The 13,846-nt window shown below is 59.7% G+C and carries 12 protein-coding genes; 6 read left to right on the forward strand and 6 right to left on the reverse strand.

Annotation, left to right across the window (positions count from 1 at the left end):
- Positions 1 to 90: 90 nt before the first annotated feature.
- The 3 genes from AB4N82_RS13830 to AB4N82_RS13840 are packed head-to-tail and all read right to left on the reverse strand — an operon-like array spanning position 91 to position 2,424.
- Entirely contained in the window at positions 91 to 1,065 is a 975-nt protein-coding gene (locus AB4N82_RS13830) for an alpha/beta hydrolase (protein WP_122765294.1), read from the reverse strand.
- Positions 1,066 to 1,953, reverse strand: coding sequence for a KPN_02809 family neutral zinc metallopeptidase (gene ypfJ / locus AB4N82_RS13835; protein ID WP_032884638.1), 888 nt, complete (start codon positions 1,951 to 1,953; stop codon positions 1,066 to 1,068).
- A 57-nt stretch (positions 1,954 to 2,010) separates the two neighbouring features.
- Positions 2,011 to 2,424: a membrane lipoprotein lipid attachment site-containing protein gene (locus AB4N82_RS13840; RefSeq protein ID WP_095186226.1), complete on the reverse strand. Its 414-nt coding sequence runs from the start codon at positions 2,422 to 2,424 to the stop codon at positions 2,011 to 2,013.
- 198 nt (positions 2,425 to 2,622) lie between these two features.
- Between AB4N82_RS13840 and AB4N82_RS13845 the strand changes: the two genes are divergently transcribed.
- Positions 2,623 to 3,501: a DMT family transporter gene (locus AB4N82_RS13845; RefSeq protein ID WP_099603256.1), complete on the forward strand. Its 879-nt coding sequence runs from the start codon at positions 2,623 to 2,625 to the stop codon at positions 3,499 to 3,501.
- Position 3,502: 1 nt separating this feature from the next.
- Here the strand turns inward: AB4N82_RS13845 and AB4N82_RS13850 are convergent, their stop codons facing one another.
- Entirely contained in the window at positions 3,503 to 4,837 is a 1,335-nt protein-coding gene (locus AB4N82_RS13850) for an MFS transporter (protein WP_032884641.1), read from the reverse strand.
- A 232-nt stretch (positions 4,838 to 5,069) separates the two neighbouring features.
- On the opposite strand from AB4N82_RS13850, the gene quiC reads away from it, so the two are divergent.
- Both quiC and AB4N82_RS13860 read left to right on the forward strand, forming a co-directional pair.
- Positions 5,070 to 6,971 carry a 3-dehydroshikimate dehydratase QuiC gene (gene quiC / locus AB4N82_RS13855; RefSeq protein ID WP_099603255.1) on the forward strand — a complete coding sequence of 634 codons (1,902 nt, stop codon included), beginning with the start codon at positions 5,070 to 5,072 and terminating at the stop codon, positions 6,969 to 6,971.
- Between the two features lie 80 nt (positions 6,972 to 7,051).
- Positions 7,052 to 7,717, forward strand: coding sequence for a TetR/AcrR family transcriptional regulator (locus AB4N82_RS13860; protein WP_032884643.1), 666 nt, complete (start codon positions 7,052 to 7,054; stop codon positions 7,715 to 7,717).
- Positions 7,718 to 7,764: 47 nt separating this feature from the next.
- On the opposite strand, the gene AB4N82_RS13865 is transcribed toward AB4N82_RS13860, so the two are convergent.
- Positions 7,765 to 8,613 carry a shikimate dehydrogenase gene (locus tag AB4N82_RS13865; RefSeq protein WP_095186228.1) on the reverse strand — a complete coding sequence of 283 codons (849 nt, stop codon included), beginning with the start codon at positions 8,611 to 8,613 and terminating at the stop codon, positions 7,765 to 7,767.
- Positions 8,610 to 9,059, reverse strand: a complete 450-nt coding sequence (gene aroQ, locus AB4N82_RS13870) for a type II 3-dehydroquinate dehydratase (protein ID WP_095186229.1) — start codon at positions 9,057 to 9,059, stop codon at positions 8,610 to 8,612. Before aroQ ends, AB4N82_RS13865 begins: the two co-directional genes overlap by 4 nt.
- 207 nt (positions 9,060 to 9,266) lie before the next feature.
- Between aroQ and AB4N82_RS13875 the strand changes: the two genes are divergently transcribed.
- The 3 genes from AB4N82_RS13875 (at position 9,267) to AB4N82_RS13885 (ending at position 13,753) form a co-directional block, all read left to right on the forward strand.
- Positions 9,267 to 9,788 carry an RNA polymerase sigma factor gene (locus tag AB4N82_RS13875; protein ID WP_095186230.1) on the forward strand — a complete coding sequence of 174 codons (522 nt, stop codon included), beginning with the start codon at positions 9,267 to 9,269 and terminating at the stop codon, positions 9,786 to 9,788.
- A 64-nt stretch (positions 9,789 to 9,852) separates the two neighbouring features.
- Complete coding sequence (locus AB4N82_RS13880) at positions 9,853 to 10,851, forward strand: FecR family protein (protein WP_122765295.1); 999 nt, start codon at positions 9,853 to 9,855, stop codon at positions 10,849 to 10,851.
- Positions 10,852 to 11,002: 151 nt separating this feature from the next.
- Positions 11,003 to 13,753, forward strand: a complete 2,751-nt coding sequence (locus AB4N82_RS13885) for a TonB-dependent receptor (RefSeq protein WP_460105056.1) — start codon at positions 11,003 to 11,005, stop codon at positions 13,751 to 13,753.
- Positions 13,754 to 13,846: the final 93 nt, after the last annotated feature.

Here is a 13,846-nt window from a genome sequence, read left to right on the forward strand (position 1 = left end):
ATAGCGGTCTGTCAGTTAAAAAATTGCTGACTGACACACTGCTATCGGGGGCAAGCCCCCTCCCACATGTTGAGACTGTTTCTTCAGGTATTACTGAGTGAACAGCACCTTCTGCCCTTCGGGCGAAGTAAATATCTCATCCCCGTTATGCCCCACCCCTGGCACCTCAACCAGCGTCTGGCTCAACTGCGGATGCCGGTGTTTGAGGTAGTCAAAATAGTTATGCCCACGCATCAGCCGATAGGCGCCCTGTGTCTCTGCCTCACAGCTTTTATCCAACGCAGGATGGTTCGGATCAGTGTCTTGCTGGCCCAGCAGGTAGGTGATGTCCCGTGACACGTAGGCCTGCTCCAACTGTTCGACGCTTTGGCCTTTGGCGTAGGCCGGCAGGTGTTGCAGGCCGTACTTCCAATCGTTGAAGCCTGGGCAACTGGCGGTATCGAACTGCACCGGTCGCTGTCGGCTGAAGTAGGCATAGGACGACGGGTTGGCCACCACATAGCGCAGGCGGATGCCTTCGTTTTTCAGGGTTGGGTGATCATGGCCGGTGAGGGCGAAGCGCTGCACTACCTGGCCACCGCCGGAATGGCCGGCGACGACGATTTCCTTTAAAGCTGGAAACAGCGTGCGGTTGCCCAGGTGCTTGATGATCTGGTCAAGGGCGCCGTAGGAGCTGATCTGGCCTGGGCCGATGGAACGCTCGCCGGCCATCCAGTCGTTGCCGTTCCAGCGCAGTACTTGGCCGTCCAGATGGTTGCGCTTGATGTCGGACGCATTCAGAAACTGCGGCGCGATGACTAGCGTACTCGCGCTAACGCCTGCGTGCTCGGCGGCATCGATACCGCTTTGCAGGTAGGTCTGCGCATTGCGTAGGCGACCATGCACAAGAATCAGGGCGCGGGTGACGTTAGGCAGCGGCTGGCGCCAGTCCTGGCTCACGCCGAGGCTGAGGTCGCCGGCGTCCAGATGAAAACGATCGGGGCTGACGACTTTGACGCCGTGTTCAGCCGCCAGGGTTGAACACGACACTAATAAAGTCAGCAGCAAGCCCCATCGCTTATTCATTTAAAGACTCTTGGCCGTGAAGGTGTCGCATTGGGTGATCTGGCCCTGGGCGAAACCGGTCTTGAACCAGCGAACCCGCTGTGCCGAGGTGCCGTGGGTAAACGAGTCCGGCACCACGCGCCCTTGACCCTGTTGCTGCAAGCGATCATCGCCGATGGCGTTGGCTGCGTTCAGGGCTTCTTCAATGTCGCCGGCTTCCAGCCAGTTCAGGCGTTTTTGCGCACGGTTGGCCCACACGCCGGCAAAACAGTCGGCTTGCAGCTCCTGGCGTACCAGTAGACCGCCGTCGCCTTGCATCTGCCGACCCTGTTGGCGCGCATTCTGGATCTTCGAGGAAATACCGAGCAACGTCTGCACATGGTGCCCAACTTCGTGGGCGATCACGTAGGCCTGGGCGAAATCGCCGGAGGCCTGGAAGCGTTGGGACATTTCTCGGAAGAAATCCAGGTCCAGGTAGACCTGCTGGTCAGCCGGGCAATAGAACGGACCGCTGGCCGAGGTGGCGCCACCACAGGCGGAATTGACCCGGCCACGGAACAGGATCAGTTTCGGGTTCTTGTATGTCAGGCCGTTTTCCTGAAACACCTGAGCCCAGGTGTCTTCGGTATCGCCGAGCACTGCGCGGACGAAATCGGCGTGTTCATCATTGGCCGGCGGCGCTTGGCGCGACTGCGTGCTGACGGACGGCGCCTGTTCCATTTGGCCGGTCAATTGGCCGAGGATCTGCATCGGGTCCTGGCCGGTCAGCCAGCCAATACCGACGATCAGCACAATCGCGGTCAGGCTCAAACCCTTGCCACCGCCAAAACGCATGCCGCCACCGCCGCCGCCACTGTCCTCGCGGGCATCCACCACGTTGTCGCTGCGTCGGCCTTTTTTCCATAGCATGGGGGCAATCCTCTTGATGAACGGTCCTACAAAAATGTGGTTTGAGTATGGCCGGTATTAGCGGCAATACCCTTCTCCGGTGGCGACGATCAGGCAGTCTTTTTTATCGGCCAGCCATTTCAGCCCAGTGGCTTCGCCGTCGCCGGCACGCAGCAATTGCGGGCCGTCCGGGCGGGTGAAGGCGATACCGTCTTCAGCTGCTTCGCCCTTGAAGGTGCCGGAATCGTCCGCATCAAGGCCGTATTGCATGGTGAGAACGTAGTGGCCACGGCCGATGGTGTCGTCCTTGGCGATAGTCAGGTTCAGGCCTTCGACGCCGATCCACTTGCCGACCCATTTATCGGTGGGTGGGGTCTCGGGCACCAGGGTGGCCTGCACAGAGGCGGGCGCGGGTTTGGGCGTTTCCTTGGCCTCCTGGTTGCAGGCGCTGAGCAGGGCAAGGGTAGACAGAACAAAGAGGGTTTTTTTCATAGCAACAGGCCTTGGTTAAAAAGTGTGCAGCACGGGGGCGAACGTGCAGGGTTGGACTCGGTTCCCGTGATTTAGTGCGCTGTTCGCCCGGTGTTTGGTTATGCTCTTTGGGCAGACTTCGGCCCGGCTGCTAGATTACCGGGTTGAGTGCTTCTTCGTTCAGCGCTCAGCGTTCCGCTCGCCACGCAAGAGAATTCAATGACCCTTAGTACCCCGTTGTCCGGCGTCAACCATCCCTTCAAAGGCATTCTGCTGATTGTGGCGGCGACGTTCCTGTTCTCCAGCCACGACGCCTTGTCCAAATACTTGGCCGGTTTTTACCCGATTGTGATGGTGGTATGGGCGCGCTACCTGGTGCACACCTTGTTGATGGCCGGTATTTTCCTGCCGCAATCCGGCTTGCGCGTGCTGCGCAGCAAACGGCCAGGTATGCAGGTGGTGCGGGCGTTGTGCCTGTTGGGCACCAGCCTGTTTTTTACCTCGGCCCTGCATTACATCCCGCTGGCGGAGGCCACGGCGGTGAACTTCCTGGCGCCGATCCTGGTGACCGCGCTGTCGGTGCCGCTGCTGGGTGAGCACGTCACGCGTGGCCAATGGCTGGCGGTGATCTGCGGGTTTGTCGGCGTGCTGGTGATCATCCATCCCGGCGGTGAACTATTCACCCCGGCGGTGTTGCTGCCGCTGTGCTCGGCGCTGTTCTTCTGCTTCTACCAGTTGCTCACACGCATCCTCAGCCAGTACGACACGCCTACCACGAGCAATTTCTTCGCCGGGTTGTGCAATACCCTGGTGATGAGCGCGATGGTGCCGTTCTTCTGGCAGATCCCCACGCTGTGGCATGGGGTGATGATGCTGGCGCTGGGCACGTGCGGGATGACCGCGCACTTGATGCTGACCCAGGCGTTCCGCTTTGCGGCGCCGGCCTTGCTGGCGCCGTTCGGCTATTGCCAGATTGTGTTTGCGGGGTTGTTGGGTTGGCTGGTGTTCAGCCATACCCCCGATATGACCACGGTGGTGGGTATCGGGGTGATCTGCATGAGCGGGTTGGCCGCTGCCTGGCAGCAGCGGCGTCGGTAAATCAGGCGTCGACGGTAGGAATCTTGCGCGGCGCCATGAAGTACATCCACGTCAGCGCTATGAAGTACATCGCCGGGATCAGGGTGAACAACACGGTGTAGTTGTTGTTGGTCACGGTGAGGATATGGCCGACGATCTGGGTCATGAACATGCCGCCGATGGCTGCGCACATGCCGCCGAAGCCGAACACGGTGCTCATCATGTGCTTGGGCGTGTAGTCCATCACCAGGCTCCAGATGTTGGCGGTCCAGGCCTGATGCGCGCCGATGGCCAGGGAGATGGCAAATACCGCGACCCACAGTTGGCTGGAACCGGCCGCCATGATCACGCCGACGATGCAGCAGGCAAACAGCAGCATCGACAACAGCCGCGCCTTGATCGAGTTCATCCCACGGCCGATCAGGAATGACGACAGGATGCCCCCACCCACGCTGCCGAAGTCAGCGGTCAGGTAGATGATGATCAATGGGATGCCCATCTGGGTCACGTTGATGCCCAGGTTGTATTGCTGGTTCAGGAACGGCGGCAGCCAATACAGGTAAAACCAGAACACCGGCGCGGTCAGTGCGTAAGCAATCGCAAAGGCCCAAGTGCCGCGCATACGCAGGATTCGGCTGAACGGCACGCCAGGCTGTTCCGGCTCGACTTCCCGTTGCACGTAATCCAATTCTGATTGTTTAACGTTCGGATGATCTTCCGGGTTGTAGTACTTCAACCCCCAGAACACCAGCCAGATCGCGCCCAGCGATGCCATGCACAGGAAGGCAGCCTGCCAGCCCCACACATGCAGGATCAGCGGCAGCAGCATTGGCGTCATCATCGCGCCAACGTTGGTACCGGCGTTGAAAATCCCGGTTGCCACGGCGCGCTCACCGGCGGGGAACCACAGGCGCGTGGTCTTGACGCAGGCCGGGTAGTTGGCGGCTTCGGTCAGCCCAAGGATAAAGCGACAGACCATAAAGCCGACGGCCGAAGTGGCCAGGCCGTGGGCGCCGGTGGCCAGGCTCCACAGCAGCACCGCGCAGAAGAACACGCGTTTCACGCCGACCTTGTCGATCAATCGGCCTTGCAGCACAAAGCCAATCGCGTAGCCCACCTGGAACCAGAAGTTGATGTTGGCGTAGTCCATCGCCGTCCAGCTCATCTCTTTGGCGAGGATCGGTTGCATCACGCCCAAGGCAGCGCGGTCGATGTAGTTGAGGGTGGTGGCGAAGAACACCAGGGCCAACATGCCCCAGCGAGTTTTACCGACGGCCATGGCGCCGCGGATCTTGTCGCCGATGCCGGCGTGCGGGGTGCCGGGGCGCGAAGCCAGGGCGGAGTTTTGCGAAGGCATGTGGTTGTACCCGTTTTTTGAAATTTTTATGGTGTGTTCTGGGTCTTTTCTAAACGTTGGTGCGGGATCGATGGTGCGCAGCGGCTAAAAAATCGTCAATTCGCCAAAGAGGCTTAGTGTTCGATAATCGCACCAAAAACTAACCGGTTCGTACATTTTAATTGCTGTGAGTAGTTTAGCGGCCAATAATTTGCCGTAAATAAGACGAGCCTTAAATGCCGGGAGTCGCGCTATGCAACGTTCCATTGCCACTGTTTCCTTGAGCGGCACCCTGCCGGAAAAGCTTGAAGCCATCGCCGCCGCCGGGTTTGACGGGGTTGAGATCTTCGAGAACGACCTGTTGTATTACGACGGCAGCCCACGGGAAGTTAGGCAGATGTGCGCCGACCTCGGCATCGCCATTACCTTGTTCCAGCCATTTCGCGACTTTGAAGGTTGCCGACGCGACCGTCTGGCGCGCAACCTGGAACGGGCCGAGCGCAAATTCGACCTGATGCAGGAACTGGGCACGGACCTGGTGCTGGTGTGCAGCAACGCCTCGGCCGATTGCGTCGGCGATGAACGTATTCTCCTCGATGACTTGAGCCTGCTGGCCGAACATGCCGGGCGCCGTGGCTTGCGCATCGGTTATGAAGCACTGGCCTGGGGCAAGCACGTGAACACCTGGCAACAGGTGTGGAATCTGGTGCGTCAGGTTGATCACCCAAGTCTCGGCGTGCTGCTCGACAGCTTCCATACCCTCTCGCTCAAGGGCGACCCAACTGCCATCGCCGAGATCCCAGGCGACAAGATCTTCTTTGTGCAAATGGCCGACGCGCCGATCCTGGCGATGGATGTGCTGGAGTGGAGCCGCCATTTTCGCTGCTTCCCCGGTCAGGGCGAATTCGATCTGGCGGGCTTTTTGGCGCCGATCATCAAGAGCGGCTACACCGGGCCGTTGTCCCTGGAAATTTTCAACGATGGTTTCCGTGCGGCGCCGACTCGGGCCAATGCCGCCGATGGTCTGCGTTCTCTGCTGTACCTGGAGGAGAAAACCCGCCAGCGCCTGGCCGAAGAGGCGCCTGCCACGCCGGTCGATATCCTGTTTGAAACCCCGGCGGCCAGCGAATACGACGGCATTGAATTCCTTGAGTTTGCGGTCGATGAAAACCTCGGTGCCAAGCTGACGAACTGGCTGGAACGCCTGGGTTTCGTCAAGGCCGGGCAGCACCGCTCCAAGAGCGTGAGCCTGCTGCGCCAGGGCGATATCAACCTGATCCTCAACTGCGAACCCTATTCCTTCGCCCATAACTTTTTCGAAGCCCATGGACCGTCTTTGTGCGCCACGGCGATCCGGGTCAAGGACAGCGCCAAAGCTCTGGAGCGAGCGGTCGCCTATAAAGGCCAACCCTATCGCGGACTGGTTGGGCCTAACGAGCTGGAGTTGGCGGCCGTGCGTGCGCCGGACGGCAGCTTGATTTACCTGGTGGACCAGAGCGAGGGTGGTTTGTACGACACCGATTTCAATCTGCAATCCGCTGCGACCGACGCCGGTGGTTTGCTGCGTATCGACCACATGGCCATGGCCTTGCCGGCCGACAGCCTCGACAGTTGGGTGCTGTTCTATAAGAGCTTGCTGGACTTTGAAGCTGATGACGAAGTGGTGTTGCCCGACCCCTACGGCCTGGTGAAAAGCCGCGCATTGCGCAGCCGTTGCAGCTCGATTCGCCTGCCGCTGAACATCTCCGAAAACCGCAACACTGCCATTTCCCACGCGCTATCGAGCTATCGCGGTTCGGGCGTGCACCACATTGCCTTCGATTGCGCGGACATTTTCGCCGAGGTGCGCCGCGCGAAAGAGGCCGGCGTGCCGCTGTTGGATATCCCGCTCAACTATTACGACGACCTGGCTGCACGCTTCGATTTTGACGATGAGTTCCTCAGCGAGTTGGCGTACTACAACGTGTTGTACGACCGCGACGCCCAGGGCGGTGAGTTGTTTCATGTGTACACCGAACCGTTTGAAGGGCGGTTCTTCTTCGAGATCATCCAGCGCAAGAACGGTTACGCCGGCTACGGCGCGGCCAACGTGGCGGTGCGTCTGGCGGCGATGGCCAAATCCCGCAGCGGTGCAGTGCGTCAGGCACGTTTATAAGAGGGTGTCGGGTGCTTCCTTCGGGGAGCACCGGGCCCCATAATCGCGGCCTGCAAAATAAAAATGGCCGTGAGCGCACCATGACCTCAAGTCCCGAACTCCCCGAGGTGCCAGACGCACCGCGCAAGAGTCGTAAGAACAATCCGGAAAAGACCCGCGAGAACATCCTCCAGGAAGCCATTGTGGAGTTTGTCCAACAGGGCCTGTCCGGCGCTCGCGTGGACGCCATTGCCGAGCGCATCCACACCTCCAAACGCATGATCTATTACTACTTCGGCAGTAAAGAGCAGTTGTACGTTGAGGTTTTGGAAAAGCTCTACGGCGATATCCGCAACACCGAAGCACGCATGAACCTTACGGCGCTGGAGCCGCGTGAGGCGATTCGGCGGCTGGTGGAGTTCACCTTTGATCACCACGATCAGAACGTGGATTTTGTGCGGATCGTCAGCATCGAAAATATCCACAATGCCGAGTACGTGAAACGCACCGACACGATCAAGGCGATGAACAGCAAGATCCTTGAAGGGTTGGGTGCGACATTGCGCCGAGGCGCCGAGATGGGGGTGTTCCGTGAAGGGCTGGAGCCGCTGGATGTGCACTTGCTGATCAACTCATTCAGCTTTTACCGCGTGTCCAACCGCCATACGTTCAGTGAGCTTTTTCAGATCGAGCTGTCGGATGAAGTGGTTAAACAGCGGCATCGCGAGATGATCTGCGAGTCGGTGTTGCGTTACCTGCAGGCCTGAATACAGCGCCTAACCCAATGTGGGAGGGGGCTTGCCCCTCCCACATTTCAGGTATTCATGCTCTTGAAGTGCGCCAACATCCGCTGCGCATCCGCCACTTGACCACTGAACAACTCAAACGCCTTTACCGCCTGAAACACCGCCATATTGCCGCCATCCAACGTGCGGCAACCCAAGGCGCGGGCGTTGCGCAGCAGTTCGGTTTCCAGCGGGAAATACACGATTTCCGCGACCCACAATTGCGCCCGCAACAGAGTCGCCGGCACCGGCATACCCGGCAGTTTGGCCATGCCCATTGGCGTGGTGTTGACCAGACCATCGGCCTCGGCCATCGCGTTGTCTAAATCAAGACCCACTTGCGCACGACCGCTGCCGAAGCGCTGGGCGAGGTTATCCACAAGGTCGCGGGCGCGGCTGGCGTCCACGTCGAAAATGCTCAAGTGCTCCACACCCTCAGCCAACAGCGCATGGGCCACCGCCGCGCCCGCACCACCGGCGCCCATCTGCACCACGCGCTGACGTGGCACATCATTAAGGTTGCGCCGGAAACCTTCGGCGAACCCCAGGCAATCGGTGTTGTGGCCGATGCGTTTGCCGTCTTTGAACACCACCGTATTCACCGCGCCGATACCCCGTGCTTCATCGGACAGTTCATCGAGCAGCGGGAGGATGGCCTGTTTGCACGGGTAGGTAATGTTCAGTCCGGTGAAGTGCATCTGCTCGGCTGCGCGCAGGAGGTCGGGCAGGGCGTTGGTGTCCAGGTGCAGCGGCTCCAGATCAATCAGGCGATACAGGTAACGCAAACCTTGGGCGTCGCCTTCCTGTTCATGCAGATCGGGGGTACGGGAAGCCTGGATACCGGCGCCGATCAGGCCGGCGAGGATGCGCTGTTTCATTGAACCGATCCCTTCAGCAATTGGCTGAAGTGTTCCAGGGCCAGGTGGTAGCCGTGGCTGCCAAAACCGGCGAGCACCGCTTTGGCGATGGGCGATACAAAGGAGTGATGACGAAATGCTTCGCGGGCATGCACGTTGGATAAATGCACTTCGATCACCGGCACTTCACTGGCCACCAGAGCGTCACGAATCGCCACCGAGGTGTGCGTCCAGGCCGCCGGATTGATCACGATACCGGCGCAACGGCCACGGGCGCCGTGGATCCAGTCCAGCAGTTCGCCTTCGTGATTGGTCTGGCGAAATTCGATTTTCAGCCCGAGCTTATCGGCACTGCGCCCGCACAGGGCGGCGACGTCGGCCAGGGTTTCATGGCCGTAGGTGGCGGGCTCGCGGGTGCCGAGCAGGTTGAGGTTGGGGCCGTTGAGCACCAGCACGATAGGCGGCATTGGGGGGTATCTCCACAGTTCTTGTTCGTTGTGCAGATAAAATGTACTGGTTAGTTAATTTGGTCAATTGATGGCGGCGGATGTGTTCGATTACCGAACTTTTAATCAGGTGTGCCCCTAGCTGAATCGGATTAGATATCAATTGAAAATCATTCTCGACAACGCTTAAGATGCCCGCCTGTTTCCTTTTCATTCCAGGGAGTCGGTTTGTCGGACGTGGATCTCAAGGGCCTGTTTCTCAAGCACGCCGATACCCTGCGCGGGTATCTGGCTCGCAAGGTACGGGACCCGCAGTTGGCGGCCGACCTGGTTCAGGAGAGCTTCCTGCGCCTGGCGGAAAAACCACCCGGCGAGCGCATCGACAATTCCCAGGGCTATCTCTATCGAACGGCGAGCAATCTGCTGATCGACCATATCCGCCAGGAAGCACGGCGCAAGACCGATTCCGTGCCTAATGAGGCGCTGGCCGAGATTGAAGATGAAGTGGCCGGGTTGGAGGCTCAGGCAATGGCGCAGCAACAGCGGCAGGCATTGAAGCAGGCATTGGCGGAGTTGCCGGAACGAACCCAGCAGATCTTCCGTCTGAATCGGATAGAGGGCATGACTCATGCCCAGGTTGCGCGGCACTTGGATATATCAGACAGCTCCGTACAAAAGCACCTGGCCAAGGCGTTGGCGTATGTCATGCAGCGCTTGCAGGACGGTCAGGTGGCGCCATCCGACGAGTGAGTTACGGAAAAACCTCCGCTCAGACGTCACAGCGTTACATAACGAAAAAATTCGAGATTCACACGTGAATAGCCAGGGTCCACAACAGCACAGCATTACCGAGGCGGCCGCCGATTGGGCGGTGCGCCTGCACGCCGCTGCCCTGACCGACCAGGAGCAGGCCGAGCTGCGCCAATGGATTGCCTGCGACAGCCGCCATGAAGCGGCGCTGCGCTTTGCCGAGCAGACCTGGGCAGCGTTGGGCGAGGTGCATAAGGACGAGCCAGTGCACCGTCAGCGTCCGGCGGCGGCGACGCTACCGGTGCGCCGAACCCCGCGACGCAGGCCGTGGCAACGTGCGGCGGCGGTGGCGCTGGTGGTGGTGGTCGCCGGCGTGGGTTGGGTGCGCGGGCCGGAGGCCTGGCTGCGCATGCAGGCCGATTACGTGACCCAGAAGGGCGAAGTGCGCACCGTGCACTTGGCCGATGGCAGCACGGTAGAACTGGATTCCGCCAGCGCCATCCGGCTGGACTACGACGGCGTGCAACGGCGCATCAGCCTGATCCAGGGCTCGGCGATTTTTGACGTGGCGCCGATGGTGGGTAAGGAAACCCGGCCATTCGTGGTGCAGAGCGCCGGCGGGCAGACGCGGGCGCTGGGCACGCGGTTTGTGGTGCAGCGTGAGGACGACCGCCAGGGCTGGGTCGGCGTGTTGCAGCACAGCGTCGAAGTCTCCCTGCACGCTACACCGAAAAAAGGCCCGAGCGACCACGTGCTCAAGGAAGGCCAGGCCGCCCGCTACAGCCCCGCGCAGGGCATCGAGCCCTTGGATCAGTTTGATGTAGAGCGTGCCACCAGTTGGCGGCGTGGCGTGTTGATTTTTGATCGTCAGCCCTTGGCCAAAGTGATTGAGCAGCTCAACCGCTACCGTCCCGGTCAGGTGGTGTTGACCCATTCCGACCTGGGTGAACGTGAAGTCAGCGGCGTGTTCCGCCTAGACATGCTCGACACGGCCCTCGGCACCCTGACTCAGGAACTCCAGGTGCAACGCTTGGACTTGGCAGGCCTCAGCCTGATCTATTAATGACCTGGCGGGAGGTCTGCTCCCGCCCGCTTAAAACCCCCCGCACGAAAAACTTTTAAAAAGTCTTACTGACTTCCTGCGCCTCGTACGTCTTGCTAGGTGAGAAGCATTCGCATAAACAAAAATACGATCAGCGCAGGGAAAACCAGAAATGTCAGCACTCACCAAGGGGCGTATCACCGGTAGCCGGTTAGCCTTGGCCATTCACTTGGGCCTGTTCGCCGCAGCGGCTCCCGTGTACGCGGCGCAGCCTCAAGCGGGAGCGGCCCAGCCCGTCGTGCTGACGTTCGATATCCCTGCGCAATCCTTGGGCAGTGCCGTGTTGGCGTTCGCCGACCAAGCCGGTTTGCAAGTGTTGTTTGACAGCCAGCGCCTGCAAGGCTTGAACAGCACCGCGCTCAAAGGCAGCTTCAGCGTGCAGGAAGGCCTGGGCCGTTTGCTCGGCGCTGCGCCGGTGGAGTATCGCTTCACCAGTGAACGCCAAGTGACCCTCAACCGCGTCAGCGATGATCACGCGGGCGCCATGACCGTAGGCACCACCACCATCACCGCCAACACCAATGGCCAGGCCAGTGATTGGGTGTACCAGACCCCAAAGTCCGTGGCGGTGATCAGCCGTGACATGATCGATAAACGCCCGCCCCGTCACGCCGCCGACATGCTCGAAGAAACCGCAGGCGTCTACACCGCCGTCAACCAGCGCGATCCTGGTTTGTCGGTGAACATTCGAGGGGTGCAAGACTACGGCCGCGTGAACATGAACATCGACGGCATGCGCCAGAACTTCAACGTCAACGGCCACCAACAACGCAACGGCACCCTGCTGATCGACCCGGAGTTCATCTCCAGTATCGAGATCGACAAGGGCAGCCAGTCGGGGCAGGGCGGCGCAGCAGTGTTGGGCGGGATTGCCTCGTTCAAGACGTTGGATGCCAGTGAGTTCTTGAAAGACGGCAAGGAGTACGGCGGACGCATCCGCGCTGGCCACGGCATTGGTGAGCTGGGCAATGGCACCAATTTTAATGGCAGCGGTGTGTTTGCCTTTGGTGATGAGCGCGGCGATGTGTTGGTGGGGTACAGCGAACGGCATTTCGGCGATTACCGCTCGGGTAACCACAACGACCAGAAATTGGGCACCAACCTGCGCGCCCGCAAGGCCATGCCGGGTGCGTTCGATGATTGGTTGAACAGCGAAGTCGGTGACATGGGCAGCGTGACCCGATCACAGATCGTCAAGCTGGGCCTTAACTTGCCCAATGACCAGCGCGTGCAACTGAGCTACCTGGAAAGTGACAGCGACAGCAACGATGCCTGGGCTTACACCAGCGACGATAACCAGAGTGTGTTTTACCAACGAGTCAGCAAAAACAACCTCAACGCCAAGAATTTTGCGTTGGACTACAGCTATACCCCGGATAACCCACTGATCGATCTGAAGGCCAAGGCGTACTACGTCACCACCCAGCTTGATCGTACAAATGCGCCGAACGGCGCGACGGTAGGCACCGGAAACTACGTGGGGACCTACACTGACCACTTCCAGACGGACACCTGGGGACTACAAGGCGACAACACCTCGCGCTTTGATTTCGGTCAGTTGGGCCGTGTGAGCTGGAACTACGGTGGGGAGCTGTACCAGGACGAGTTCAAACCACGCACCAACAAGGTCGAAGCCACCAACGACCTCGCCTTGCTGCCCTACGCCGAGGGTGGAACGCCGGGCGGCAAACGCACCATCGCGAGCCTGTTTAATAACCTGCAATACGAGTATGGCGATTGGCTGACCCTGGATGGCGGTTTGCGTTACGACCGTTATCGGCTCGAAGGCGAAACGGGCATGACGCTGTACCGCCGTGATCGCTTCTACAGCAGCCTGGTGGGGGCCAAGCGAGTCGTGGAAGTCTACGATGTCGATCGCGAGGAGGGGCAGTTCTCCCCCACCTTCGGCATCGCCGTCAAACCTGGCCTGGACTGGCTGCAGCTTTATACGCGCTGGGGCAAAGGCTGGCGCCCGCCGGCAGTGACCGAAACCTTCATGACGGGCCGCCCCCATGGCGGCGGCTCGGGTGAGCGCGTGTTCCCCAACCCCTATCTCAAGCCCGAGGAGTCGAAGGATTGGGAGGTGGGCGTGAACGTGTTCAAGGAAGGGCTGTTGTTCGGTGATGATCGCTTGGGCATCAAGGTGGCCTACTTTGATACCAAGATCGAAAACTTCTCCTTTCTCAACACCAGCGTCAGCCTTCCGGAAACCACATCGGGTGGTTTTCTCGGGACCATGGCCTACGTCAACAACACCAACCCCACGCGTTTCCGTGGGCTTGAGTACCAGCTCAACTACGACATGGGCCGCGTCTACGCCAACCTGAGCTTCACCCACATGATCGGCAGTAACGAGTTCTGTTCGAAGAACTATTACATGGGCGGCGCGAAGAAAAACGGCCCAAGCACAACGCGTATCGAGCGCTATGTGGATGCAAACGGCGTTTCACGGATCCGCCTCGTGACCCGCTATGAAGTACTCGACGATGACGTCGCCAACAATCGGGAAAGCTGTGGCCGGATCATGGGCAACGCCACCTACATGCCCGCCGACCGTGGCTCCTTGACCCTGGGGGCGCGCTTCCTGGACAAGCGCCTGGATACCGGTGTGCGTGTGCGCTACAGCGCTGGCAATGGGGAAAACCTCAATCAGCAGGGTTACGACCTGATCGACCAGGCGCTCTGGCCTCAATACACCCTGTATGACCTGTACGGCAGTTACTGGATGACTGACCACCTGAACATTTCGCTGGCATTGGAAAACGCCACCAATGAAGCCTATTTCGTCGCCATGGGCGACGCCAACAACTTGAGCCTGGCGCGCGGCCGGACGTTGAGCGGGATGTTGGAATACAAGTTCTGATCTACGTGCAGCGGTACGTGATCAATGGTTTTACCCAACAGTGGGTAAAAAAGTGCGCCGCTTGTGCGTACTCATCAATAGCGTTGTTTAACG

This window comes from Pseudomonas sp. H1_D04 (assembly GCF_054683855.1).